Raw genomic sequence first — 24,218 nt, forward strand, 5'->3', positions numbered from 1 at the left:
AGGCTTTCCATGACCAGACAACCCAAGATCACCTTCATCGGCGCCGGCTCGACCGTCTTCATGAAGAACATCATCGGCGACGTGTTGCAGCGGCCGGCGCTTTCGGCCGCGACCATCGCGCTGATGGATTTGAGCCCCGAACGTCTCGCCGAAAGCGAGATAGTCGCCGGCAAGCTGGTGCGCACCCTCGGCGTCAAGGCGAAGATCGAAACCTATTCCAACCAGCGGAAGGCGCTCGAAGGGTCGGACTTCGTCGTCGTCGCCTTCCAGATCGGCGGCTACGAGCCCTGCACCGTCACCGATTTCGAGGTGCCGAAGAAATACGGGCTGCGCCAGACGATTGCCGACACGCTCGGCGTCGGCGGTATCATGCGCGGGCTTCGCACCGTGCCGCATCTCTGGAAGATCTGCGAAGACATGCTTCAGGTCTGCCCGGAGGCGATCCTCCTGCAATATGTCAACCCGATGGCGATCAACACCTGGGCGATTGCCGAAAAGTACCCGACGATCAAACAGGTCGGCCTCTGCCATTCGGTGCAGGGCACCGCCTTCGAGCTTGCTCGCGACCTCGACATTCCGCTTGAGGAGATCCGCTATCGTGCGGCCGGCATCAACCACATGGCGTTCTATCTCAAGTTCGAGCATCGCCAGAAGGACGGCAGCTATCGCGACCTCTATCCGGATCTCGTCCGCGGCTATCGCGAAGGGCGCTTCCCGAAGCCCAGCCACTGGAACCCGCGCTGCCCGAACAGGGTGCGCTACGAGATGCTGACGCGGCTCGGCTATTTCGTCACCGAAAGCTCGGAGCACTTTGCCGAATACACGCCCTATTTCATCAAGGACGGCCGTCCGGACCTGATCGAGAAGTTCGGCATCCCGCTCGACGAATATCCGAAGCGCTGCATCGAGCAGATCGAGCGTTGGAAGGGCCAGGCGGCCGCCTTCAAGGAGGCCGAGACGATCGAGGTGGCCGAAAGCCACGAATATGCCTCGTCGATCATGAACTCGGTCTGGACCGGCGAGCCTTCGGTGATCTACGGCAACCTCAGGAACAATGGCTGCATCACCTCGCTGCCGGAAAACTGCGCCGCGGAGGTGCCCTGCCTCGTCGACGCCTGCGGCATCCAGCCGACCTATATCGGCGCCCTGCCGCCGCAGCTGACCGCGCTGATCCGCACCAATATCAACGTCCAGGAGCTGACCGTCCAGGCGCTCGTCACCGAGAACCGTGAGCACCTCTACCACGCGGCGATGATGGATCCGCACACGGCGGCCGAGCTCGACCTCGACCAGATCTGGTCTCTGGTCGACGACCTGCTCGTCGCCCATCGCGACTGGATCCCGGAATGGGCCCGCATTCCGAAGAAGGTACAGGCCGCCTGATTTCGTTCTCCCGGTCAGGCGACCAGATGGCCCCGGGACGCTCCGCGTTCCGGGGCTTTTCTTGTCGACATCGACGATGCCGGAAGACAGCAATCCGTGCCGGCTTCAGACCAGACCGGGCACGACAAACACCAGCCACGCAACAATCGGACCTATGATGGCGATCAGTGCGCTGTAGATGAGCAACTGCCGCAGCACATGCTCGCGCTTCTCGTCCGGCGCATTGGCGACGACGAGGGCGCCGTTGGTTGAAAACGGGCTGGTGTCGACGATCGTTGTCGAGATGGCGATCGCCGCGACGACGCCGACTGCGCTGATCTGGCCCTGCAGCAGGAACGGTACGGCGAGCGGAATGATGGCGCCGAGCAAGGCCGTCGACGAGGCGAAGGCCGAAACAATTGCGCCGGTGAAGCAGAGGAGCAGCGCCACCAGCAGCGGCATGCCGAGGCTCGAAATGCCGCTCGCCACATAGTCGATCGTCCCGGCCTTCTCCATGACGCCGACATAGGTGATGATGCCGGTGATCAGCAGCACCGTCGACCAACTGACCTTGTCGATCGCCGCCTTCTGGGTCTTCGGCGAGATGAGCGCCAGAACGACGGCGACGGTGATCGCCACGAGGCCGACATTGAACTTGAAGACCAGGGCGCCGATGCCGAGCGCCGTCAGGCCGATCAGCGTGGCGATCATTTCCGGGGTCAGGCGCAATGTCGCAGCGGTGTCGGCCGCGGTGCCGTAGGTGTGCTCCCTTATCGGCTTGGCCGGCGTGCCGCCATGGCCGCGGATCGATGCGGACACGCCCTCCGGGTGCAGTTCTGGCAACGGACCGGACATGGCCGCCTTCTGCTTCATGACCTGCAAGCCGCCGAAGACGAAGAACACCAGCACGGCGATCGCCAGGTTGAAGAAGAAGCTGGAGAGGAACAGCGATGTCGGCGCAAAGGGCAGGCCGGCCTTGACGACGATCTGGTTGGTGATGCCGCCATAGACGCTGATCGGCGAGAAGCCGCCTGCCTGCGCGCCATGAATGACCATCAGCCCCATCATCGCCGGATGGATGCGGTATTGCACGGCGAAGCTCAGCGCCACCGGCGCCAGGATGGCGACGGCCGCCGGCCCGAGCGCGCCGAACCCGGTGATCACCGCGGCGACCATGAACATCACCCAGGGTATCCAGGCGACATGCCCGCGCACCAGCCGCACGGCGCATTCGACGAGCCAGTCGATGGTGCCGTTGATCTGGGCGATTGCGAAGAGATAGGTGACGGCGACGAGCGTCAGGAACAGGTCGCTCGGGAAGCCGGCGAAGATGTCATTGGCCTTCATGCCGATGATCAGCGATCCGAGCAGGAAGGTGCAGCCGAAGGCCAGCGCGCCCATGTTGATCGGCTGGATGGTCGCGATGACGAACATGCCGACCAATAGCAGTATGGATAGGATTTCGATGCCCATGATTCCCCTCCCTCCGGCGCCTCCAGCGCCGTAGCTGTTGTTTTCGAGATTGAGATGATGCTCGCGCCTTCCTCCCAGAGGGCGCGCGGTCATGTCCTGGCGTATAAGTCGGCGTATTGCTGCCGCAGAAGGTTTTTCTGGACCTTGCCCATCGTGTTGCGCGGCAGGTCGTCGGCGAAGATGATGCGTTTCGGCTGCTTGTAGCGGGCCAGCCGGTCCCTGAGCGCGCCGAGGATGGCGCTTTCGTCGAGCGCCGCCTCGGGCTTGCGCACGACGATGGCGGTGACGCCCTCGCCGAAATCGGGATGCGGGACGCCGATGACGGCGCTTTCGGCGACACCCTCGAGCTGGTCGATCTCGCCCTCGACTTCCTTGGGGTAGATGTTGTAGCCGCCGGAAATCACCAGGTCCTTGCTGCGGCCGACGATGTGGACATAGCCGTCCCGGTCGATCTTGCCGAGATCGCCGCTGATGAAGAACCCGTCGGCGGTGAATTCCGCGGTGGTCTTTTCCGGCATCCGCCAGTAACCCTTGAAGACGTTCGGCCCCTTGATCTCGATCATGCCGGTTTCCTCCGCCGGCAGGGCGGCGCCGGTGGCGGGATCGGTGACGCGCACCGTCACGCCCGGCAGTGGGAAGCCGACGGTTCCGGCGATCCGTTCTCCGTCATAGGGGTTCGAGGTGTTCATGTTGGTCTCGGTCATGCCGTAGCGCTCGAGGATCGCCTGGCCGGTGCGCTTCCTGAACTCGACGTGAGTCTCGGCGAGAAGCGGCGCGGACCCGGAAATGAAGAGCCGCATGTTGGCGACCGCCTGCCGGTCGAGACGCGGGCTCTGCAGGAGGCGGACGTAGAAGGTCGGCACGCCCATCAAGAGCGTCGCGTCAGGCATCAGCGACAGCACCTCGTCCGGATCGAACTTCGGCAGCAGGAACATCGAAGCGCCGGCGAGCAGCGTGACATTCGTGGCGACGAACAGCCCGTGCGTATGGAAGAGCGGCAGGGCATGGATCAGGCGATCGCCGGCGGTTACGTGCCAGCAGTCGCGCAAGCTCATGGCATTCGAGAGCAGGTTGCCGTGGGTGAGCATCGCCCCCTTGGACCGGCCCGTCGTTCCCGAGGTGTAGAGGATCGCCGCCAGGTCATCGGCCGCGCAGGACGCGTCGACGAAGTCGGCCGGCTCGTCGCGGGCGAGATCGAGAAGCGAGCCCGTGCCGTCGGTCCCGAGCGTTTCGACAATGGCGCCATGCGGCTCGGCAATTTTTCTGACGCTTTCCAGGGCCGCCGGGGAAACGACGACCAGCCGCGGTTCGGCGTCGCCGATGAAATAGTCGAGCTCTGCGAGCGTATAGGCGGTGTTGAGCGGCAGGTAGACCGCGCCGCTGCGCAGGCAGGCGAGATAAAGGATCAGCGCTTCGGCGCTCTTTTCGACCTGGACGGCGACCCGGTCGCCCGGGCGGATGCCGAGTGTGTCGATGGCGCTGGCGATCCGGCCCGAAAACGCGAGCGCGTCGCCATAGGTCCAGGTCCGGCCGCCGTTGATCCGGATGAATGGCGTATCGCCGGAAGCGGCGGCCCGAATGGCGTCAAACAGATGGTTGCTCACGTGCGCCCTCCTCCAGACTTGCCGTTCATGACTTGCGCGAACGGTCGTGAAATCTCGCCCTTGCCGCCGCGGCGGCTTTCGCCGGTTCGGCCGAGCAGGCTCTTGACGGTCGGCGAGGCGGTGACCTCGCCTCGCTGCGCCAAGGCCTCATGGTTCGCCTCGATGTCCTCGAGCTTGTAGAGGTAGTTGACCATCAGCCCGTGCGCCTGGCGCATGGCTTTGGCCGAGCAGTCGCCGAGGAAGTTCAGCCGCTCCAGTCGGGCGCCGTTGCCGAGATGGAAGCGGGCGACCGGATCGACCGGTCGGCCCTCCGGCGTGCGCTCGATCAGGAAATAATGGGCGGCGAGCGGCAAAAGCAGGCGCTCGATCTCGCTTGCTGCGCTCTCGTCGGCCGCCCAGGCCCGGTCGTCGAGGAGCGCCAGAACCTTGCGGTCCTCGTCGGAAAGCGGCGGTTCGGCCTCCGATCTGCGCACCTTGGCAAGCCAACGGGCAAAGCCCGGGACCGGCGAAAGCGTGACGAAATTCTTGAGGGCGGGCAGGTCCCGGCGCAGATCCTCGACGACCTGCTTGATCAGGAAATTGCCGAAGGAGATGCCGCGCAGGCCTTCCTGGCAGTTGGAGATCGAATAGAAGACGGCGGTCGTCGCCTGGTCGGGCTCGATCTGCTCCCGACCCTCGTCGAGGACGTCCCTGATGGCGCTTGGCACGGATCGGGTCAGCGCTACCTCGACGAAGACGAGCGGCTCGTCCACCAGCCGCGGGTGGAAGAAGGCGAAGCAGCGCCGGTCGGCGGGCGCCAGGCGCCGGCGCAGTTCCTCCCAGCCGGCGATCTCGTGTACGGCCTCGTATTTGATGATCTTTTCCAGGATGTGCGCCGGTGTCGACCAGTCGATCGGACGCAGCGTCAGGAATCCGCGATTGAACCAGGAGCCGAACAGATGGGTGAAATCGGCGTCGAGAGCGCGATACTCGTCCGACCGATCGGTGCAGGCGAGCAGCTGCTGACGCATCCGGACGAGCTTCGCCGTACCGCTCGGCGCATGGTTCAACCGCCGCAGCAGTTCCTGACGGCGGGGCTCCGCCGCCTTGTGGAGCGCGATGACCGCGGCAGGGCTCTTCTCGCTGCGGTACCGATCGACCGCCTTGTCGAGCTTCGCCGTATCGGCGCCGAATTTGTCAGACAGCATCTGCATGAACTGCCCGACGCCGGCCTCGTCGAGCTTGCTCCAGCGCCCGAGGATTTCGGCGGCAATGGCCATGCCGGAGGCTTCGCCGCGGCTCGACAGCAGCATTTCGCAAAGCGTCTCGAGATCCGCTTCGACGGCGTCCGTGCTCCGCGAGGCGGCAAACAGCAGCTTGCGGCCGCGCTCGGTGATGCCCTGCAGCATATCGCTGAAAAAAGAGGTTCCGGGCATGCCACTCTCCTCCTGCTGCATGTGCGCACCCTAGCCTACGCTATTCCGAATTGCCGGCGTTCTCACTTTCGAGGCATCGCAATATGGTATATAAGGTGGCACATTGTGTGTGCGACGTCAATGATCGTGTATACAAGAAATGAAGCCACGTATTATGAAGGCGGGAACGGATGTCCGAGAATGTTGGCCGGTGGCTCCGGGACGAGATCGAAAACGCCATTCTTTCCAATGAGTTCAGCCCGGGGGCACGGCTGGACGAAACGGTTCTTGCCAGTCGCTTCGGCGTATCGAGGACGCCGGTTCGCGAGGCCCTGATGCAGCTGAATGCGATCGGCCTAATAGAGATTCGCCCGCGCCGCGGCGCTGTGGTCATCGATCCGGGACCGCACCGCATCTACGAAATGTTCGAGGTCATGGCGGAGCTCGAAGGCCTGGCCGGATCGCTTGCCGCGCGCCGCCTCGACGAAGCCGCGCGTCAGGCGATCACCGCCGCCCACAGGCGCTGCGAGCTCTCCGCCAAGGCCGGCGACAGCGACGCCTATTACTACGACAACGAGGAATTCCATAAGGCCATCTATGCGGCGAGCCGCAGCGAGTTCCTCGAGGAGCAATGCGCGCAACTGCATCGCCGGCTGCGTCCCTATCGCCGGCTGCAGTTGCGCGTGCGCAATCGTCTCACCACGTCCTTCTCGGAACATTGCGGCATCGTCGATGCGATCTTTGCCGGCGACGGCGAGGAGGCCCGCCGGCTGCTGCGATCGCATGTCGGCATCCAGGGCGAAAGGTTCAGCGATCTGGTCGCCAGCATGGCGACGAGGTGAGCGGGATGCTGTCCGGCGGGTGCTCATCGGGTCGCAACGAAGTGGAGGCCGGCGAAGCCGTTGCGCCCACCGCCGGCATCCGACTCGTGCTGGTCTTGACGGCGCCGGCGCCCCATCTGGAAGATCTGTGAGAGACGTGCTACATATCTGACTATCTGACTAGGTGGTCGACGATGGGCAAGAAAGCGGAACTGACCAAGTTGAAGAAAGCGCGCGGACAAAACGCGCGCGGATGGTGGAAGCTCGAAGACGCGAAGGCGCGCTTCAGCGAGGTGGTGCGACACGCGCGCGAGGACGGGCCGCAGCGCGTGACAGTGCGGGGCAGGGATGCGGTTGTAATCATGTCCGCCGAGGAGTTCGATCGGCTCGTGCCCGAGAGGCCGCGAGCACCGTTCGTCGAATTCATGGAAAGTCTGCATCTTGGCGGCCTTGATCTTGAACGCGAGATGGATCGCGGCCGGGATATCGAGCTTTGAAGGGCTGGTTGCTCGACACCAATGTCGTGGCCGCATTGATCAATCCGAAGGGGGCGCCTTCGGTAAAGACATGGGCAGCCGATCAGGATGAGGAAGCCTTCTACATCAGCGTCCTGACGCTTGCCGAGTACGACAAGGGCATTCACAACCTTTCGGAGGACCACGCCGACCGGCCGCGCTACATGGCGGCACGCGACGCGCTCGCCGAGCGTTTTGGCCGGCGGGTCCTCTCGCTTGACGACGTCATCGTGCGGCAATGGGGCCGAATTTCAGGGGAAGTGAAACGCGACAGCGGTCACGCCCCGCCTGTGATCGACACGATGCTTGCAGCGACGGCGATCGAACATGACCTCTATCTTGTCACGCGCAATGTGAAGGACGCTCGGCCATCCGGTGCAATGATCTTCGATCCATGGAATGACGATGCGGAGAAATTCCCGCTGAGCCCTCGCGGCGCTGAGCGTCAGCGATAGAAATAAGAGCCGGGCTCATTGGAGACCGGCCCTCGAGGTCGGGTAGCTAACGCCGCACCTCCGTCTTCCCGATCCATTCCTTGGTCCGGCCTTCGGGATCGGCGTTGAGCGTGATGTCGGTAACGACGGCGGCGCTGTCGGCGCCATGGGCAAAGACGCCGTCGATCCGGTCCGGATTGAGTCCGCCGATGGCGACGAGCGGCAGTGAGCCGGCGCGCTCACGCCAGGCGGAAAGCTTCGTCAGCCCCTGCGGCGCCCATTTCATCTTCTTGAGGATCGTCGGGTAGATCGGCCCGAGCGCCACATAGTCGGGCTCGGCGGCAAGCGCGGTTTCGAGCTCCGCCTCGTCATGGGTGCTCACCCCGAGCTTCAGCCCGGCGGCGCGGATCGCGCCGCGATCGGCATCGGCGAGGTCCTCCTGACCGAGATGGACGAAGTCGCAAGCCTCCTCGATCGCCAACCGCCAGTAATCATTGACGATCAGCTGGCAGCGATGGGCGGCGCAGATTGCCTTGGCTCTGCGGATCTCGCCGCGAAGGCTTTCGTCGCTCCCGTCCTTGATCCTGAGCTGCACCAGCTTGACGCCGAGCGGCACCAGCCGTTCGATCCATTGGGCGCTGTCGACAATGAGATAGAACGGGTCGAGCTTCACGAGAAAACCGCCTTTCCGATGACGGGGGTGGAGGGAACGGCCATGTCGCGCGGCTCCAGCATGCCGGCGTGATAGGCCGTGTGGCCGGCCTCGATCGCCTTGGCGAAGGCCTCGGCCATGCCGGCCGGGTCGGCGGCGCCGGCGACTGCGGTGTTGAGCAGCACCGCGTCGTAGCCGAGTTCCATCACCGTTGCCGCATGCGAGGGGCGGCCGATGCCGGCGTCGACGATCAGCGGCACGTCGGGAAACTCGGCGCGCATCGCGCGTAAGCCCGGCACGTTCTGCGGACCCATGGCGCTGCCGATCGGCGCGCACCAGGGCATCAGCACCTTGCAGCCGGCCTCGAGCAGCCGTTCCGCCACGACCAGGTCATCCGTCGTATAGGGGAACACCTCAAACCCTTCGCCGGTGAGGATACGCGCTGCTTCGACGAGGCCGAAGACGTCCGGCTGCAGCGTATCCTGATGGCCGATGACCTCGAGCTTGATCCAGTCGGTCGAAAACACCTCGCGCGCCATCTTCGCGGTCAGCACCGCCTCCGAGACGGAATGGCAGCCGGCGGTGTTCGGCAGGACGCGGACGCCGAGCTCGCGGATCAGCTCGAAAAAGGCGCCGCCGGAGCGCCCGCCGGCGGTCTCGCGGCGAAGCGAAACCGTGACGATATCGGTGTTTGACCGCCGCACCGCTTCGGCGAGGATTGCCGGCGAGGGATAGCGGGCGGTGCCGAGCAGCAGCCGCGAGCGCAGTTCGGTTCCATAGAATTGCGGCATGATCAGCCTCCCTGCATGGGGGACAGGACCTCGATCCGGTCGTTGTCGTTCAGGAGATGGGTTCGACGATCGGCGGCGTGCACGAGTTCGCCATTGACGGCCGTGGCCAGCCAGTCGCCTTCATAGTCGAGGAGAGCGAGCAGATCGGCGAGCGTGGCGGCCGGGAATTCGTGCTCCTCGCCGTTGATGGTCAGCTTCATCGGTCCTGTCCTCTCCTCTCCGAGAAGCAAAAATGCTTCCCTTCATTCCACTCTAGCTCGTCGGAATTCGCCCCTCCCCAACCCCTCCCCGCAGGGGGGAGGGGCTTCCTGGGCCGCGCTGCCTCAGCCTCGGCCGTAACCTTTGCATCTGGCGAGACGGCCGAAAATTGCAGCCGATCGCAGCGGCTGCTTAGCCCCTCCCCCTTGTGGGGAGGGGTTGGGGAGGGGTCTATCGGAGGCACGTCGTAGGCAAGTGCAGCCACCTCCTCGGCGATCGCCGGCGACAGCAGGAAGCCGTGGCGGTAGAGGCCGTTGACGGTGATCGTGTTTGCCTGACGCATGACGCGCGGCAGGTTGTCGGCAAAAGCGGGGCGCACGCCGGCGCCGGTCTCGACGAGGCGGGCCTCGGCAAAGGCCGGATGCAGCACATAGGCGGCATTCAACAGCTCCATCAGCGAGCGGGCGGTGATCGGGCCGGCGTCGTCGCTCTCGATCATCGTCGCCCCACACATGAAGAGCCCGCCGCCGCGCGGCACGATATAGAGAGGGATGCGCGGATGCAGCAGCCGCACCGGACGCGAGAGCGCGACCTCGTCTGTCTGGAGATAGAGCATTTCGCCGCGAACGCCGCGAAGCCCCTTGATTTCGCCGATTCTTGCGGCGCCAGTGCAGTCGACGGTCAGGTCGAAGCGGCCTTGGTCGATCGTGCCGCCGCTGAAAACCACGCCTTGCGCTTCGAGCCCATGCCTGAGCGCCGAAAGTGCGCGGCGCGGATCGACATGCGCTTCCTCAGGAAAGAACAGCGCCTCGCGGAAGCGTCCGGCGAGCGCCGGCTCGAGCGCTCCGATCTCTTCCGCGCCGATCGAGCGGTAGCCGGAGGTGCGCGAGGCGAAGCGCCGGAGTTCGGCCGCGTCGCGCGGCGGGGCGACGACCAGAGTGCCGTTGCGATGGACCGAACCGGCGGGCAGCACGGCCTCCCACCAGTCGGCGGCAGCGGCGCCGCGGATAAGAACGGCTTCCTCGGCGCTTTCCCGCTCGCACCAGGGCGCGAGCATGCCGCCGGCATACCAGGAGGCGGCATTCGCAAAGCCTTGTGTTCGTTCCGCGACCATGACCGCCGCGCCGCGCGCAACGAGTTCATGGGCGGCCGTGAGGCCGGCGACGCCGGCCCCCTTGATCAGCACCCGCATCTCATTCTCCGGCGGGCTGCGCGCTGCCTTCGAGCGGCATATAGAGGTCGCCGCCGTCGCGGTATTTCGCCGCCATCGCTTCCAGCCCCTCCTTCTGTGCCTCGGCGCGGATGTCGTGCGAGATCCGCATCGAACAGAATTTCGGGCCGCACATCGAGCAGAAATGCGCGACCTTGTGCGCCTCCTTCGGCAAGGTCTCGTCGTGGAAATTGCGGGCGGTCTCCGGATCGAGCGACAGGTTGAACTGGTCCTCCCAACGGAATTCGAAACGGGCGCGCGACAGCGCGTCGTCGCGGATGCGGGCGGCCGGATGGCCCTTGGCGAGGTCGGCGGCATGCGCGGCGATCTTGTAGGTGATGACGCCGACCTTGACGTCGTTGCGGTCGGGGAGCCCCAGATGCTCCTTCGGCGTCACGTAGCAGAGCATGGCGGTGCCGAACCAGCCGATCATCGCCGCGCCGATGCCGGAGGTGATATGGTCGTAGCCGGGCGCAATGTCGGTCGTCAGTGGCCCGAGCGTGTAGAAGGGCGCTTCGCCGCAGACGGCGAGCTGCTTGTCCATGTTCTCCTTGATCTTGTGCATCGGCACATGGCCGGGGCCCTCGATCATGACCTGGCAGTCTTTGGCCCAGGCGATCTGCGTCAGCTCGCCGAGCGTTTCCAGTTCCGCGAACTGGGCAGCATCGTTGGCGTCGGCGATCGAGCCGGGGCGCAGGCCGTCGCCGAGCGAGAAGGAGACGTCATAGGCGCGGCAGATGTCGCAGATTTCCTCGAAATGCTCGTAGAGGAAGCTTTCGCGATGATGGTGCAGGCACCACTTGGCCATGATCGAGCCGCCGCGCGAGACGATGCCGGTGACGCGGTTGACGGTGAGCGGGATATACTGCAGCCGCACCCCGGCATGGATGGTGAAATAATCGACGCCCTGCTCGGCCTGCTCGATCAGCGTGTCGCGGAAGACCTCCCAGGTGAGATCCTCGGCAATGCCATTGACCTTTTCCAGCGCCTGGTAGAGCGGCACCGTGCCGATCGGCACCGGCGAATTGCGGACGATCCATTCGCGGATGTTGTGGATGTTGCGGCCGGTCGAAAGGTCCATGACCGTGTCGGCGCCCCAGCGCGTCGCCCAGACCATCTTCTCGACTTCCTCGGCCATTGACGACGTGACGGCGGAATTGCCGATATTGGCGTTGATCTTCACCAGGAAATTGCGGCCGATGATCATCGGCTCGGATTCCGGATGATTGATGTTGGCGGGGATGATCGCCCGGCCGCTCGCCACCTCCTGGCGGACGAATTCCGCCGTGACGAAATCGGGGACCGCGGCGCCGAAGCTCTCGCCGTCGCGGGCGAGCGCCTCCTTGGCGGCCTTGCGGCCGAGATTTTCGCGGATGGCGATGAACTCCATTTCCGGCGTGATGATGCCGGCCCGCGCATAGGCAAGCTGGGTGACGGCCTGGCCGGGCTTCGCCTTGAGCGGCTGATGGCGGACGGGGAACTCCGGCGTCAGCCGCTCGCCGGTGGCAAAGCCGTTGTCCTCCGCCTTGACCGCGCGGCCCTCGTAGCTCTCGACATCGCCGCGCGCCAGAATCCAGTCGCGGCGCAGCCGCGGCAGGCCCGCGTCGATGCGGATATCGGCGTTTTCGAGCGTATAGGGGCCGGAGGCATCATAGACGGTGACCGGCGGCTCGCCCGAGGTCGGATGCAGCGCGATCTCGCGCATCGGCACGCGGATATCGGCATGGATCTCGCCCGGCTTGTAGACCTTTTTCGATGCGGGAAGCGGCCCTTGCGTGACCGACGGCGCTGCGGCGAGAGGCTTGAAAACATTCATCTTGAGGCTCCAAAGTTTTCGCGTTGGAGACCCAGTTCTGAAGCCGGAAGGATGAAAAGACGCATCGCCGATGGATCGTGGGTATACGGAATCCTGGCATCAAACGTCTGCACCGTCCCTACGCCAGTATGAACTGGATCAGGTTCAACGGGTCACTGCGCGCTCTAGCAGTATCTCAGCCCCTTGCCGGGACCCCCCTGGTGAATGGACGCCAATAGTCACCGTAATCGCCGTGGCGTCAAGCCTGTTTTTGGACGGGATGGCGAAGTCGGGACAGGAGCGTAGTAGACGCGGTTGGAAGTGTGGTCTTGGCTCCGAAACGGTCGGCAGTTCCGACCGGCAAACGGTCTGCGATGGGTGGAGCGCGCGAGTTCGGACGCTCTCTGCACGAGGTCTGGTCCGCGCGCCAAGAGCCGCCACTGCTTCGTTTTCCGTTGGGGGCTTAATGCCGTGCATCGAATCGCATCAGATGATCGACGAACGCGCGCAGTTTCGCAGCCATGTTGCGGCGGCTCGGGTAATAGAGATAGAACCCGGCAAAGCTCGGGCTGTAATCCTCCAGTACAGGGACCAGGTCGCCTCGCTCGATCCATGCGCGAAAGCTTTCCTGCATGCCGAAGGTGATGCCTGCACCAGCGCAAGCGAGGCTGATCATCAGTGCCATATCGTTGGTGGTAATCTCAGGCTTCACCGCGACGCTGAATTCCTTCCCGCCCTCGGCGAATTCCCAGCGGTAGGGTGCCAGTTTCGGCGCGGGTCGCCAGCCAATACAACGATGGCTCGTGAGTTCACGCGGGTGCGAAGGCCTGCCGAAGCGATCAATATAGCTGGGCGAACAGACTGCGAGCTGCCGCTGCTGGCCTGAGACCGGCACGGCGATCATGTCCTGCGCGATTACCTCGCCGAGCCGAACGCCGGCATCGTAGCCTTCGGCGACGATGTCGAATTCTTCGTCAGAGACGGTGATGTCGAGTTCGACGTCGCGATGGGCTTCCGCGAAGGCAGCGAGCATGGCTCCGGACAGGAAGCTCTCGGCGATCGAGGAAACCGCGAGCCGCAACTGGCCGCGTGGACGTCCACGAACATCATCAATCGCTGAGAGTGCTGCATTGAGCTCGGCAATCGCCGGCGCCACCTCAGAGTAGAGCCGTTCGCCGTCCTCAGTCAGGCTGACGCTGCGGGTCGTTCGTCGGACGAGCGCGACGGCCAAACTTTCCTCCAGGCGGCGGATCGTCTGGCTGACGGCCGAGCGGGTGACGCCCAGGCGGTCCGCCGCAGCACGAAAACTCCTCTCTTCCGCGACGAGGGCAAATGTGGCCAGCGCGTTAAAGTCCGAATGCATTGGTTAGCAATCCTTGCCAATCTGGAAAGCTAAGGTGGGCTTATCGCGACAATGGCATCGGCTTATCTCTGTGGCAACCGCTAACGCGGGTTCCACGTCATCGGAAAGGAGATCCACATGTCGTTAGATAAGGTCGTACTCATCACAGGTGCTTCGAGCGGCATTGGCGCGGGCATCGCCCGCGAACTGGGCAACTCAGGGGCAAAGCTCGTGCTTGGCGCGCGTCGAGGGGATCGTCTCGATGCATTGGCGCGAGAAATAAGATCTGGTGGCGGCGATGTACTGACCCGCAGGCTCGATGTCACCGACCGCCTGGACGTCGTCGGTTTTGCCGAAGCGGCGTGCAATAGGTTCGGGCGCATCGATGTGATCGTCAACAATGCAGGAGTGATGCCGTTGTCCCTGATGGCCTCCTTGAAGGTAGAAGAATGGGACCGGATGGTCGACGTCAACATCAAGGGTGTCCTCTACGGTATCGCCGCCGTGATGCCGGAAATGGCCGCACGCGGCTCGGGCCACATCATCAACATCGCCTCGGTGGGAGCGCTCACCGTGTCACCGACGGCAGCTGTCTACTGCGCGACGAAATATGCGGTGCGGGCCATCTCGGACGGACTGCGTCAGGAGCGGAACGACATCCGCGTGACCTGTATCCATCCCGGCGTGGTTGAGAGCGAGCTCGCCGATTCGATCACCGACCCCGCCGCAGCCGAAGCGATGAAGGGCTACCGCGCCATAGCGCTTCGGCCGAATGCGATCGGGCGGGCAGTACGTTTCGCGATTGAACAGCCGGAAGATGTCGACGTCAGCGAGATCGTCGTGCGTCCAGCGCGGGCGGCTCACTGATGCGCGGCCGACTTGACCTTGGCGCCACCGCCTCTGTCGCGGCGGCGCGTTCTCATCATGCTTCTGCAGAGGACGACATGGGCGGGAACAATCAGATGCATCCATACATTGGCATGTGGGCGACCGCCGACGGATTTATCCGGCACGAACTGTTGCCGAACGGCCGTTACGACGAGGCGCGGGGAAACCGTAAGAGCGCCTATCAAGGCCGGTACGAGGTAACCGGCGAGCACATCGAATACTGGGACGATACCGGTTTCACTGCCGACGGTGACTTCACGGATGGCGTGCTGCATCACGCAGGGATGGTCCTCTATCGCGAGCGATAACAGCGGGTGCCTGATCCGGGCGAACTAGGCGCTGCGTTCAAGTGCCGCGATCAATCGTCGAACTTCACCATCGACCCGCCGCCGGTTGCCTGGTCGGTCGGGAAGACCTCGATACGGGCGACGTCGACGAAGTCCGGGAGTTCGATGACGGTGCCGATGAGGCGTGCGATGTGTTCCGGCTGGATTGGCCGGTAGCCGTCATAGAGGGCTGCACGCGCCTGTTCGGGACCGAGCGCGGTTCTGTAGAGGTCCGTCTGCACGCGGCCGGGGACAATCTCGCTGACGCGGACGGACGTGCCGAGAAGATCGCATCTGAGATTGTCGCAGAAGAGGCTGAGCCCGGCCTTGGAGGGGCCGTAGGCGCCCATCGACGGGAAGGGGGCCTGGCCGCCGCTGGAGCCCAGATAGATCAGGTGGCCGCGCTTGCGGGCGACCATGCCCGGCAGCACGAGGCGCGTCAGGTGCATCGGCGCCTTCAGGTTGATGTCGATCATCGCGTCGATCTCGTCCGGATCGATCTCCTGGAAGCTCGCCCGCGTCGACAGGATTCCGGCGTTATTGACGAGAATGTCGATCTCGCGATCGCCGATCTGGTCGGCAATTGCCTGCGTGTCGCGGACATCGGCCTTCACCGGTAAGGCGCCGCATTCCTGCGAAAGCGCCGCAAGGGTCTCCTCGTTGCGGCCGACGGCGAGCACCGTCAGCCCCATGTCGCGAAGTTTCAGCACGGTGGCCCGGCCGATGCCGCTGGTGACGCCGGTGACGAGCGCCGTTCTGTAGTTCGATGCGTCAGACATAGATATATCCTCCGCTGATGACGACGTTCTCGCCGGTCGCATAGGTGTTGCGGCTCGATGCCATCATGACGATCCATTCCGCCATTTCGACCGGCTCGGCGGCCCGGCCGAGTGCGCTCGCCTTGGCAAGTTCCGGCAGGAAGCCGAGTTCCTTGGCGCGATCGGTCGCAAAGCCGGCCGGCGCCACGGAATTGACGAGGATCTGGTCCTTCGCGCACGCCTCGGCGAAGGACTTGGTCAGGCTGACGACGGCCGCCTTGGTGGCGGCGTAATGGGCATTCTGGGGATGCGCCTTGAAGGCATCGACCGACGTCACGTTGACGATCCGGCCCGTCACTTCCGGCGCATTGACGAAGCGCTGCATGTGCAGCACGGCGGCCACCATCATGTGATAGGTGCCCTTGATGTTGATGGCGTTTTCGAGATCCCAATCGGCATCGGTGATCTCGAGAATGGCCTTGCGCGGATAGATCGCCGCGCTGTTGATGAGCGCATGGATGCGCCCGAGCCGCGCCGCAATTTCCTCGAAGGCGGCATGGGCGCTTTCCTTGACGGAGATATCGCCGCTCGCGGTCGCGACTTCGGCGCCGAGATCGGTCAGGATCCTGGCGGCTTCGGCGAGTCGCTCCTCGTTCTTATCGATCAGTCCGATCTTCGCAGCGCCGCGCTCGACCATCAGTTTCGCGGTGGTGAGGCCAAGGCCCGAAGCGCCGCCCACGATTACCGCCGTTTGTCCCTTCATTCGTTCGTCCTCGCAATTTGAACTGTTGATCGCCAAATTAGTATGATATCACTCATATGCCAAGTTATTAAGTAGTGCGCATTCGAGGAATATCGATGATACCGGCCCTGGCCGCAGGCCCCAAGTTGGGACCCCCCTATGCGGACTATCTCGATGCCCTGCGGCACGGGGCGTTTGCCGGCGATATAGAGGACAATGCCGGGTCGACCACGGTCTTTGCGACCGACAACTCGATCTATCAGCTCCGTCCGCAGGCCGTTCTGTTTCCGAGGCAACGGGCGGACCTCATGCTGATCGCCCGGCTTGCCGCGGAGCCACGGTTCCGCGGCGTTGCCTTTGCCATGCGGGGAGGGGGTACCGGCACCAACGGCCAGTCGCTGACCGACGGCATCGTCATCGACATGTCGCGTCACATGAACCGGATTCTCTCCATCGATCCGGTCAGAAGAACGGCAGTCGTCGAAGCCGGTGTCGTCAAGGATCAGCTGAACAAGGCGCTCAAATCCCATGGCCTGTTCTTCGCGCCCGAGCTGTCGACCTCCAACCGCGCCACGATCGGCGGGATGATCAGCACGGATGCCTGCGGCCAGGGTTCCTGCATCTATGGAAAGACCAGCAACCATGTTCTCGCGCTGAACGCCGTCCTCATGGACGGGACCGAATGGCTGTCGCGGCCGCTTGCGCCCGACGCACTTCCGGCGGTCCTGGAACGGTCGGATCGGGTGGGCGAAGTCCATCGCTTGGCCGACGCGATCGAGCGGGAGAATCGCGACCTGATCGGCGCGACCTTTCCGAAGCTCAACCGTTTCCTCACCGGCTACGATCTCGCCCATCTTCGCACCGAGGACGGCGGCCTCAACCTGAATGCCGTGCTGTGCGGCGCCGAGGGAACGCTGGCGATGATCGCGGAGGCTGAGCTGAACCTCTTGCCGATCCCGCGTTTCGCGGCGCTCATCAATATCCGCTACGACGATTTCGACGCGGCGCTCCGGGATGCGCGTTTCCTCGTGGAGTTGAAGGTCGCCTCGGTCGAAACGATCGATGCCAAGGTCCTGTCGCTGGCGCGAAACGACATCGTCTGGGAGAGCATTGCCCGGTTCTTCGCGGATGAGCGAGCCGGGCACGTCGCAGGAATCAATATCGTCGAGCTGCTGGCGGATGACGAGGAAGGGCTGCGCCAGAAGCTCGATCAGGTGACATCAGCGCTTTCGGCCGACGGCAGGCCCGGACGGCGCGGATTTACGCTGGCGATGGACAGGCACGACATCGAGGCGATCTGGACGATGCGCAAGCGTGCCGTCGGGCTGCTCGGCAATGTCGAGGGGCCACGCCGACCGATTGCCTTCGTCGAGGACACGGCCGTGCCGCCTGAGCATCTTGCCGACTATATCGCCGAGTTCCGGGCGCTTCTCGATGCGGAGGGGCTCGACTACGGAATGTTCGGCCATGTCGATGCGGGCGTCCTGCACGTCCGGCCGGCACTCGACTTGACGGATGAGCGACAGGAGCCGCTGGTACGCCGGGTGAGCGATGCCGTCGCAAAGCTGACGCGAAAATATGGCGGCGTTTTCTGGGGCGAGCACGGCAAGGGCGTCCGTTCGGAATATGCTCCGGATTTCTTCGGTCCGCTCTATCCGGAGCTGCAAAGGCTGAAGGCGGCCTTCGATCCGCACAACCAGCTCAACCCCGGAAAAATCGCCACGCCCGGCCACGGAGCGCTGACGCGGATCGACGAACTGCCCCTCAGGGGCGCCTTCGACCGCCGGATCGACCCGGATACACGCCAGGCCTTCGACAATGCCGCCTTTTGTAACGGCAATGGCGCCTGTTTCGATTTCAATGCCGATTCCGCCATGTGCCCGTCGTTCAAGGGGACCGGCGACCGGCGCTTCTCCCCCAAGGGGCGGGCTTCGCTCATCCGCGAATGGCTGCGGCTGATGGCCGAACGGGGCGTGGACCTCAAGGCCGAAGCCGAGACACTGCGCGGACGGCGTGTGTGGCGCGGTCTTCTTTCGCGCCTGTTGGCCAGCCTCGGCAGGGCGAAGGACGGCGATTTTTCCCACCAGGTCCGCGCGGCGATGGATACCTGTCTTGCCTGCAAGGCCTGCGCCGGCCAATGTCCGGTGAAGGTCAACGTTCCGGCTTTCCGCTCGAAATTCCTCGAACTGTATTACGGCCGCTATCTGCGGCCGTTGAAGGATCCACTGATCGCCTCGATCGAGCACCTCTTGCCTGCCATGGCGAAGATGGGCTGGCTCTACAATCTGGTTGCCGGAACCCGGCCCGGGCGGGCGCTCATGGGGAAGGTCGGCTTGACGGCGTTGCCGCTCCTTTCGAAGGTGTCCGTGCCAGCGGAGCTCCGCAGGCGCGGCGTCGCCATCGCGCGGCCGGCGGAACTGGGCGCGCTTTCCGCATCCGAAAAGGAAAGAAGCGTGATTCTCGTCCAGGACAGCTTCACGTCGTATTTCGAGCCCGCGCTTCTCCTCGACGTCATCGATCTGCTTCTGGCGCTGGGCTTCAAGCCTTTCGTTGCGCCGCTGAAGCCCAACGGCAAGGCGCTCCACGTCCATGGCTATCTTGGGGCCTTCGAGCGGACGGCTGAACGCAATGCCCGCCATCTCTCCCAGCTGGCGGCAATCGGCGTGCCGCTGGTCGGCCTCGATCCGTCGATGACGCTTTGTTATCGCAGCGAATACCCGGTCGCATTGGGGGCTGTGAAGACGCCGGCGGTGTTGCTGCCGCAGGAATGGCTGAGCGGGCGGCTGGAGCATCTGGCAGCTTGCAAGGCCGACCGGCCGGAGACGCAGTATGTGCTGCTGCCACACTGCACGGAGCGGACCAATGCTGCCGACAGCGTCCGGTCCTGGGGCGCGATTTTCGAAGCGTTCGGCCTGAAGCTGACGGTCGAGGACGCGGGCTGTTGCGGCATGGCCGGGACATTCGGCCACGAACGGAAAAATCGTTCTTTGTCCGAAACCATCTATGGGCTCAGTTGGCGGAAGAAGGTGGAAGACGCCGGTCTGCAGCGTGTCCTGATGGCCACCGGCTATTCCTGTCGATCGCAGGTGAAGCTGATGGGCTCGCCGGGCCTGCCGCATCCGCTGCAGCTGTTGAAAGCGCTGGTCTGTGATGTGCACAACTCGCATGATATGTGATATGTGAAGCAATGATCAGAGCTACCCGCAGGAACTGGGCCCAGACGTGAGCGTCATCACACAACGAGGCAATCTCGGCGAAATCGTCGTCGCGCAACTCGCCTCGCGCATCGATTCGGGTCTTTATGGTCCGGGAGACAAGCTGCCTTCCAGCGCACAGCTCTGCGAGGAGTTCGGTGTCAGCCGGACGGTGATCCGCGAAGCGCTGACGTCGTTGAAGGTGGCGGGGCGCGTGACCGCCCGTCAGGGCGCAGGCGTCTTCGTCACAGAAAAGGATGCCAAGACGCTCAATTTCGAGATCAGCCGGATCGACGATATTCGCTCAGCCATGCAGATCCTCGAACTGCGCCTGGGCGTCGAACTGCAGTCGGTGGCGCTTGCCGCGTCGCGGCGGACGCCGGAAGCCCTGGCCGACATCGCCCGGGCCTACGATCAACTGGAAAGCCTGGTCACGACCGACGTAGAGATCGAGGCCCAGGCGGATTTCGACTTTCACCTCGCGATTGCCAAGGCGACGCGCAACCCGCATTTTCCGCGGTTTCTTGACGCTGTCAGAGGGGAAATCAGCCTCGATCTGGTGCTGAAGCACCGCCAGTCGGCAGGCGGCTATCAAGCCTACTTGAAGAAGATCAACAAGGAACACGCGGCAATCCTCGCGGCGATCACGCAGGGCGACGTGAAGGCGGCCAAGAACGCCCTGGCGCTGCATCTCGAGGAGAGCCTCAACCGCTACCGGGCCATGCTCGACGAGCCGGCGACGGCGGCGGAGGAGTGAGCCGGCTGGCTGACTACGGAGGAAATCGGGCGGCGTGGGTGCAGCCACCCCCTCTGCCCTGCCGGGCATCTCCCCCACAAGGGGGGAGATGCACTGCTAAGCCCCACTGCCGCCTCTCAGGGGTGAGGCTGGCGCTGTCGATGAGAAGAGCCAGAGAACCCGCGGCTTGCCGTTCTCCCCGCCTGTGGGGAAGATGCCCGGCAGGGCAGAGGGAGATGCCGAGGACGCGCCTTCGTACTACCTGCCTTGCGCCAGCGCCTGTTCACGGATCTGGCTGAGGCTCATTTTCGGCGTCAGGGCTTCCGGGTCGATGCGGATTTCGATCAGCGCTGGCCTGCCGGAATTTTCGGCCCGCTTGAAGGCGGGGGCGAAGTCTTCCGTCGTCTCGACGATTTCGCCGTGGAGCCCATAGGCCTGTGCCAGCGCCGAAAAATCCGGATTGGTCAATTGCGTGCCGGACACACGGCCCGGATAGTGCCGCTCCTGATGCATGCGGATCGTCCCGTACATGCCGTTGTTGATCACCAGGACGATGACCCGGGCATCATATTGCATGGCGGTCGCTAGTTCCTGGCCGTTCATCAGGAAGCAGCCATCGCCGGCAAAGGCGATGACCGGACGCTCTGGTGCCGAAATCTTCGCCGCGATCGCGGCCGGAACGCCGTAGCCCATCGAGCCGTTGGTCGGGCCGAGCTGCGTCCTGAATGTCCGGTATTGGTAGAAGCGATGCGCCCAGGCGGAATAGTTGCCGGCCCCCGTCGTCAGGATGGCGTCGGCGGGAAGATGGCTGCGCAGCCAGGCCATGATATCGCCCATCTGCACAGGACCGGGAACGGCCGGGTGCGTGAGGTTTTCGCGGTAGTCCGCATTCGCCCCGCGCGTCCATTCGGCCCAGCGCGGCTCGGCGATCGGCGCCAGCCCGGCCGCCTGCCGCGCGAAGGCGGAGGCGCTAGCGTTGATCGGTAGGTCCGCGTGGTAGACGCGGCCGAGTTCTTCTGCGCCGGCATGGACGTGGACGAGCGACTGCTTCGGCACCGGTATGTCGATCAGGCTGTAGCCGCCGGTCGTCATTTCGCCGAGACGGGCGCCGATGACGATCAGGAGGTCGCTGTCCTTGATGCGCTGGATGAGTTTCGGCCCGGCCGCAAGACCGAGATCGCCGGCATAATTCGGATGCGTATTGTCGAACAGATCCTGGCAGCGGAAGGAGGCGGCGACCGGCAGATGCATCGCCTCGCTGAAGGTGCGGATGTCGGCGACCGCATCGGCGGTCCAGCCGGCGCCCCCGACGATCACGAGCGGCCGCTCCGCCTGTTCCAGCCGGGCCCGCAATTCGTTCAGCTGGGCCTGTCCCGCGTGCATCTCGACAGTCTTGTAGGCGGGCGCATCGGCAACATCGACGCAATCCGTCAGCATGTCCTCGGGCAGGGCGACGACGACCGGGCCGGGCCTGCCGTTGACGGCGCGGTGAAAGGCCTGACTCACCAGCTCGGGAATGCGGGCAGCGTCGTCTATCTGCACAACCCATTTCGCCATCTGCCCGAACATCCGCCGGTAGTCGACCTCCTGAAAGGCCTCGCGCTCCACCTGGTCGCGCGCGACCTGGCCGATGAACAGGATCATCGGCGTCGAATCCTGAAAGGCCGTGTGGACGCCGACCGACGCGTTCGTGGCGCCGGGGCCCCGGGTGACGAAGCAGATGCCCGGCTTGCCGGTCAGCTTTCCGTAGGCTTCCGCCATGTAGGCGGCGCCGCCTTCCTGGCGGCAGACGATCAGTTCGATATCGTCCTTCGCATCATGCAGCGCGTCGAGCGCGGCGAGATAGCTTTCACCCGGAACGCAGAAAGCGCGCTCGACGCCGTGAATGCGCAAGGCGTCGATCAAAATCTGGCCGCCATTGCGGCCTTTGGTGCCAATAGTCATAGCGTGATCCCCCAAGTGGGCCGTATGTTTCAGATGACCGCGTCTTCGAGGAACGGCCTGTTGGCAGCCACCCGCTCGTAACCGAAGGGCGAAAGATCGAGCGTGCGAAAGCCGCCATAGGTGATCAGTTCGCAAAGCCCGCGCCCCATCGCCGGCGACTGCTGCAGCCCGTGCCCGGAAAAGCCGTTGGCGAAGAGGAAGTTCTGCACGTCGGTGTGCGGCCCGAGGATGACGTTGTGGTCGAGCGTGCAGTAGTCGTAGTGGCCGGCCCAGCTATTGACGACCTTTATCGCCTCGAAGGCGGGCACGCGGTTTGCCAGCGTCGGCCAGATCTCCTCCTCGAACTCGTCGTGCATCACCTCGAAGTCGTTCGGGTCGACCTCGGGATCATGCTTGGGATAGGTGCCCATCAGGTAGAACTTGCCTTCCGGGCGGAAGAACACGCCGCTCGGCTCGATGGTAAGCCCTACCTTACCTTCGAGCGGCGTGCGGCAATCCACCACGAAGAGCGAGCGGCGGCGCGGCTCGACCGGAATGTCGAGGCCGGCCATGCGCGCCACGCGTCTGCCGTTGGTGCCGGAGGTGTTGACCATCGTTCCGCAGCCGATCGTCTGGCCGCTCTTCGTCGTCACGGAGACGATGCGGTCGCCCTCGCGATTGACCGCGACGACTTCGTCTTCGATGTATTGGACGCCGAGAGAGCGGGCCTTCTTGCGGAAGCCCCGCATCAGCCCGACACTGTCGAACCAGCCTTCGCCGCGCTCGCCGGTGCTGCCGAGCGTCAGTCCCTCCAGATTGAGCCAAGGGAAGCGGCGGCCGAGGGCTTCGACATCGAGAAGCGTCACGTCCGCGCCGCAGGCGACCTGGGTTTCGTGGTTGCGTCGCAACACCTCGGCGCCGCGCTCGTCACCGGCAAGGAACAGATAGCCGGCCTCGTGGAAGCCGATTTCCGGCGTATCGTCATCGACAGCGACATGCGTCTTGAAGTCGCGGATGAACGCGGTCCCGAATTGCGAGACCTGAACATTGATGGCGTTGGAGAATTGATGACGGATCGAACTGGAGGACAGCGCCGTCGAGCAACGCTGGTAGGTCCAGTCCTTCTCGATCACCAGAACCGAGCCGTCGAAGTCGGGATTGGTTGCCAGGAAAAAGGCGGTCGAACTGCCGACGACGGCGCCGCCGACAATGACAACATCATAGGAGGTCCTGGAAGCCTGCATCACTTGCTCTCGTCTTCGAAATGGCCGGCAGCGCAGAAGCTGCCGCCCTGGAAGCGCACGGCCGGGTCGTTCGGATCGCCCTGCGTGGTGTTGGCGAAAACCTTCTCGCGATAGGCGTCGGCGCTGTCCTGCGGCTTGTAGCCGAGCACCGCGGCCGTGCGGTTGTCCCAGAAGGCTTCCGCGTTGTTGGACATGCCGTAGGCGATCATGAAGCCGACGCGCGGAGCCGAGAGCGACTTTTCGACCAGTTGGCGGCAATCGCGATAGGACAGCCAGGTGATCAGGTGACGACGATCGGTCGGCTCCGGGAAGGACGAGCCGATGCGCAGGCAGACCGTCTCGATGCCGAACTTGTCGAAGTAATAGCGCGCGAGATTTTCGACGAAGGTCTTCGACACGCCATAGAGGCTGTCGGGCCGCGTCGGCACGTTGCCGTCGATCGTCTCGGTGCGCTCGTAGAAGCCGATCGCATGCACGGAACTCGCATAGACGATGCGCTTGACGCCGTGGCGTCGGGCCGCCTCATAGATATTGTAGCCACCGGCGATATTGGAATCGAGGATGGTCTGCCACGCCGCTTCGACAGCCTGGCCGCCCATGTGGACGATGGCATCGCAGCCCTTCACCGCCTGCGAGACCGCATCGAAATCGGCGAGGTCGAGCGGAAAGTCCTCTTCGTGCGGCGCGAGATTCTGACAAGGGCCTCGGGCGGAAAGCCTCACGACCTTTCCAAGCCGGGTTCCGGACTTGCGCAGCTCGCTTCCGAGGGCACCGGCGGCACCGGTCAGCAGCACTCTTTGAAAATCGGACATGATG

21 protein-coding genes, 1 pseudogene and 1 riboswitch are annotated in these 24,218 nt (G+C 64.1%); of the genes and pseudogenes, 8 read left to right on the top strand and 14 right to left on the bottom strand.

The features are described 5' to 3' along the window. Positions 1-9: 9 nt before the first annotated feature. Positions 10-1,383, top strand: a complete 1,374-nt coding sequence (locus tag RHIBR816_RS0121580; RefSeq protein WP_018238680.1) for an alpha-glucosidase/alpha-galactosidase — start codon at positions 10-12, stop codon at positions 1,381-1,383. A gap of 105 nt (positions 1,384-1,488) precedes the next feature. On the opposite strand, the gene RHIBR816_RS0121585 is transcribed toward RHIBR816_RS0121580, so the two are convergent. The 3 genes from RHIBR816_RS0121585 to RHIBR816_RS0121595 form a co-directional block, all read right to left on the bottom strand. Next, positions 1,489-2,835, bottom strand: a complete 1,347-nt coding sequence (locus tag RHIBR816_RS0121585; RefSeq protein ID WP_018238681.1) for an SLC13 family permease — start codon at positions 2,833-2,835, stop codon at positions 1,489-1,491. Positions 2,836-2,924: 89 nt separating this feature from the next. Continuing rightward, a complete protein-coding gene (locus RHIBR816_RS0121590) occupies positions 2,925-4,439 on the bottom strand; it encodes a malonyl-CoA synthase (protein ID WP_018238682.1) in 1,515 nt (504 codons plus the stop codon). Continuing rightward, the gene (locus RHIBR816_RS0121595; protein WP_018238683.1) at positions 4,436-5,854 is read right to left on the bottom strand and encodes a malonyl-CoA decarboxylase; all 1,419 of its coding nucleotides are present in this window, start codon (positions 5,852-5,854) and stop codon (positions 4,436-4,438) included. Before RHIBR816_RS0121595 ends, RHIBR816_RS0121590 begins: the two co-directional genes overlap by 4 nt. Positions 5,855-6,024: 170 nt before the next feature. On the opposite strand from RHIBR816_RS0121595, the gene RHIBR816_RS0121600 reads away from it, so the two are divergent. The 3 genes from RHIBR816_RS0121600 (at position 6,025) to RHIBR816_RS0121615 (ending at position 7,624) form a co-directional block, all read left to right on the top strand. After that, on the top strand, positions 6,025-6,675 hold the full coding sequence (locus RHIBR816_RS0121600) for a GntR family transcriptional regulator (protein WP_018238684.1): 651 nt from the start codon (positions 6,025-6,027) through the stop codon (positions 6,673-6,675). 173 nt (positions 6,676-6,848) lie between these two features. Further along, on the top strand, positions 6,849-7,151 hold the full coding sequence (locus RHIBR816_RS0121610; RefSeq protein ID WP_018238686.1) for a type II toxin-antitoxin system Phd/YefM family antitoxin: 303 nt from the start codon (positions 6,849-6,851) through the stop codon (positions 7,149-7,151). Further along, on the top strand, positions 7,148-7,624 hold the full coding sequence (locus RHIBR816_RS0121615) for a type II toxin-antitoxin system VapC family toxin (RefSeq protein WP_018238687.1): 477 nt from the start codon (positions 7,148-7,150) through the stop codon (positions 7,622-7,624). The genes RHIBR816_RS0121610 and RHIBR816_RS0121615 overlap by 4 nt, the downstream gene beginning before the upstream one ends. Positions 7,625-7,670: 46 nt before the next feature. Here RHIBR816_RS0121615 and RHIBR816_RS0121620 read toward each other — a convergent pair whose 3' ends face one another. The 6 genes and pseudogenes from RHIBR816_RS0121620 to RHIBR816_RS0121645 form a co-directional block, all read right to left on the bottom strand. Beyond that, positions 7,671-8,276, bottom strand: coding sequence for a thiamine phosphate synthase (locus RHIBR816_RS0121620; RefSeq protein WP_018238688.1), 606 nt, complete (start codon positions 8,274-8,276; stop codon positions 7,671-7,673). Next, complete coding sequence (locus tag RHIBR816_RS0121625) at positions 8,273-9,046, bottom strand: thiazole synthase (protein WP_018238689.1); 774 nt, start codon at positions 9,044-9,046, stop codon at positions 8,273-8,275. Before RHIBR816_RS0121625 ends, RHIBR816_RS0121620 begins: the two co-directional genes overlap by 4 nt. Positions 9,047-9,048: 2 nt before the next feature. Further along, entirely contained in the window at positions 9,049-9,246 is a 198-nt protein-coding gene (gene thiS, locus RHIBR816_RS0121630) for a sulfur carrier protein ThiS (protein ID WP_018238690.1), read from the bottom strand. 248 nt (positions 9,247-9,494) lie between these two features. Then, positions 9,495-10,436, bottom strand: a pseudogene (thiO, locus tag RHIBR816_RS34485) (glycine oxidase ThiO); the annotation flags it as partial. A gap of 1 nt (position 10,437) precedes the next feature. Beyond that, positions 10,438-12,270 (bottom strand): phosphomethylpyrimidine synthase ThiC, encoded by a 1,833-nt coding sequence (thiC, locus tag RHIBR816_RS0121640; RefSeq protein ID WP_018238692.1) that lies wholly within the window; start codon positions 12,268-12,270, stop codon positions 10,438-10,440. Between the two features lie 97 nt (positions 12,271-12,367). Beyond that, a riboswitch (TPP riboswitch) is annotated at positions 12,368-12,479 on the bottom strand. A gap of 233 nt (positions 12,480-12,712) precedes the next feature. Beyond that, complete coding sequence (locus RHIBR816_RS0121645) at positions 12,713-13,612, bottom strand: LysR family transcriptional regulator (RefSeq protein WP_018238693.1); 900 nt, start codon at positions 13,610-13,612, stop codon at positions 12,713-12,715. Between the two features lie 117 nt (positions 13,613-13,729). On the opposite strand from RHIBR816_RS0121645, the gene RHIBR816_RS0121650 reads away from it, so the two are divergent. Further along, a complete protein-coding gene (locus tag RHIBR816_RS0121650; protein WP_018238694.1) occupies positions 13,730-14,458 on the top strand; it encodes an SDR family oxidoreductase in 729 nt (242 codons plus the stop codon). Continuing rightward, positions 14,458-14,787, top strand: a complete 330-nt coding sequence (locus RHIBR816_RS0121655; protein ID WP_018238695.1) for an Atu4866 domain-containing protein — start codon at positions 14,458-14,460, stop codon at positions 14,785-14,787. Before RHIBR816_RS0121650 ends, RHIBR816_RS0121655 begins: the two co-directional genes overlap by 1 nt. Positions 14,788-14,837: 50 nt before the next feature. Here RHIBR816_RS0121655 and RHIBR816_RS0121660 read toward each other — a convergent pair whose 3' ends face one another. Both RHIBR816_RS0121660 and RHIBR816_RS0121665 read right to left on the bottom strand, forming a co-directional pair. Next, the gene (locus RHIBR816_RS0121660; RefSeq protein WP_018238696.1) at positions 14,838-15,584 is read right to left on the bottom strand and encodes an SDR family oxidoreductase; all 747 of its coding nucleotides are present in this window, start codon (positions 15,582-15,584) and stop codon (positions 14,838-14,840) included. Continuing rightward, the gene (locus RHIBR816_RS0121665) at positions 15,577-16,326 is read right to left on the bottom strand and encodes an SDR family NAD(P)-dependent oxidoreductase (protein ID WP_018238697.1); all 750 of its coding nucleotides are present in this window, start codon (positions 16,324-16,326) and stop codon (positions 15,577-15,579) included. The genes RHIBR816_RS0121660 and RHIBR816_RS0121665 overlap by 8 nt, the downstream gene beginning before the upstream one ends. Before the next feature lie 95 nt (positions 16,327-16,421). Here RHIBR816_RS0121665 and RHIBR816_RS0121670 point away from each other — a divergent pair, with 95 nt between their 5' ends. Then, positions 16,422-19,481: an FAD-binding and (Fe-S)-binding domain-containing protein gene (locus tag RHIBR816_RS0121670; RefSeq protein ID WP_018238698.1), complete on the top strand. Its 3,060-nt coding sequence runs from the start codon at positions 16,422-16,424 to the stop codon at positions 19,479-19,481. A 46-nt stretch (positions 19,482-19,527) separates the two neighbouring features. Further along, a complete protein-coding gene (locus RHIBR816_RS0121675) occupies positions 19,528-20,256 on the top strand; it encodes a FadR/GntR family transcriptional regulator (RefSeq protein WP_018238699.1) in 729 nt (242 codons plus the stop codon). Between the two features lie 237 nt (positions 20,257-20,493). On the opposite strand, the gene RHIBR816_RS0121680 is transcribed toward RHIBR816_RS0121675, so the two are convergent. From RHIBR816_RS0121680 to RHIBR816_RS0121690, 3 genes are read right to left on the bottom strand one after another with little or no spacing between them, the layout of a single operon-like run. Further along, the gene (locus tag RHIBR816_RS0121680) at positions 20,494-22,179 is read right to left on the bottom strand and encodes a thiamine pyrophosphate-binding protein (RefSeq protein WP_018238700.1); all 1,686 of its coding nucleotides are present in this window, start codon (positions 22,177-22,179) and stop codon (positions 20,494-20,496) included. Positions 22,180-22,208: 29 nt separating this feature from the next. Beyond that, entirely contained in the window at positions 22,209-23,402 is a 1,194-nt protein-coding gene (locus RHIBR816_RS0121685; RefSeq protein WP_018238701.1) for an FAD-binding oxidoreductase, read from the bottom strand. Next, positions 23,402-24,214 (bottom strand): NAD(P)-dependent oxidoreductase, encoded by an 813-nt coding sequence (locus tag RHIBR816_RS0121690; protein ID WP_018238702.1) that lies wholly within the window; start codon positions 24,212-24,214, stop codon positions 23,402-23,404. Before RHIBR816_RS0121690 ends, RHIBR816_RS0121685 begins: the two co-directional genes overlap by 1 nt. Between the last annotated feature and the right edge of the window lie 4 nt (positions 24,215-24,218).

It is taken from the genome of Ensifer sp. BR816 (assembly GCF_000378985.1).
GTDB lineage: Bacteria > Pseudomonadota > Alphaproteobacteria > Rhizobiales > Rhizobiaceae > Sinorhizobium.

Bases quoted from the DNA above. Each gene is read 5' to 3' on its own strand.
- thiC (WP_018238692.1), bottom strand. From the start codon at position 12,270: ATGAATGTTTTCAAGCCTCTCGCCGCAGCGCCGTCGGTCACGCAAGGG.
- RHIBR816_RS0121680 (WP_018238700.1), bottom strand. From the start codon at position 22,179: ATGACTATTGGCACCAAAGGCCGCAATGGCGGCCAGATTTTGATCGAC.
- RHIBR816_RS0121660 (WP_018238696.1), bottom strand. From the start codon at position 15,584: ATGTCTGACGCATCGAACTACAGAACGGCGCTCGTCACCGGCGTCACC.
- RHIBR816_RS0121645 (WP_018238693.1), bottom strand. From the start codon at position 13,612: ATGCATTCGGACTTTAACGCGCTGGCCACATTTGCCCTCGTCGCGGAA.
- RHIBR816_RS0121580 (WP_018238680.1), top strand. From the start codon at position 10: ATGACCAGACAACCCAAGATCACCTTCATCGGCGCCGGCTCGACCGTC.
- RHIBR816_RS0121625 (WP_018238689.1), bottom strand. From the start codon at position 9,046: ATGCCGCAATTCTATGGAACCGAACTGCGCTCGCGGCTGCTGCTCGGC.
- RHIBR816_RS0121670 (WP_018238698.1), top strand. From the start codon at position 16,422: ATGATACCGGCCCTGGCCGCAGGCCCCAAGTTGGGACCCCCCTATGCG.
- RHIBR816_RS0121685 (WP_018238701.1), bottom strand. From the start codon at position 23,402: ATGCAGGCTTCCAGGACCTCCTATGATGTTGTCATTGTCGGCGGCGCC.
- RHIBR816_RS0121665 (WP_018238697.1), bottom strand. From the start codon at position 16,326: ATGAAGGGACAAACGGCGGTAATCGTGGGCGGCGCTTCGGGCCTTGGC.
- RHIBR816_RS0121585 (WP_018238681.1), bottom strand. From the start codon at position 2,835: ATGGGCATCGAAATCCTATCCATACTGCTATTGGTCGGCATGTTCGTC.
- RHIBR816_RS0121595 (WP_018238683.1), bottom strand. From the start codon at position 5,854: ATGCCCGGAACCTCTTTTTTCAGCGATATGCTGCAGGGCATCACCGAG.
- RHIBR816_RS0121650 (WP_018238694.1), top strand. From the start codon at position 13,730: ATGTCGTTAGATAAGGTCGTACTCATCACAGGTGCTTCGAGCGGCATT.
- RHIBR816_RS0121600 (WP_018238684.1), top strand. From the start codon at position 6,025: ATGTCCGAGAATGTTGGCCGGTGGCTCCGGGACGAGATCGAAAACGCC.
- RHIBR816_RS0121690 (WP_018238702.1), bottom strand. From the start codon at position 24,214: ATGTCCGATTTTCAAAGAGTGCTGCTGACCGGTGCCGCCGGTGCCCTC.
- RHIBR816_RS0121610 (WP_018238686.1), top strand. From the start codon at position 6,849: ATGGGCAAGAAAGCGGAACTGACCAAGTTGAAGAAAGCGCGCGGACAA.
- thiS (WP_018238690.1), bottom strand. From the start codon at position 9,246: ATGAAGCTGACCATCAACGGCGAGGAGCACGAATTCCCGGCCGCCACG.
- RHIBR816_RS0121655 (WP_018238695.1), top strand. From the start codon at position 14,458: ATGCGCGGCCGACTTGACCTTGGCGCCACCGCCTCTGTCGCGGCGGCG.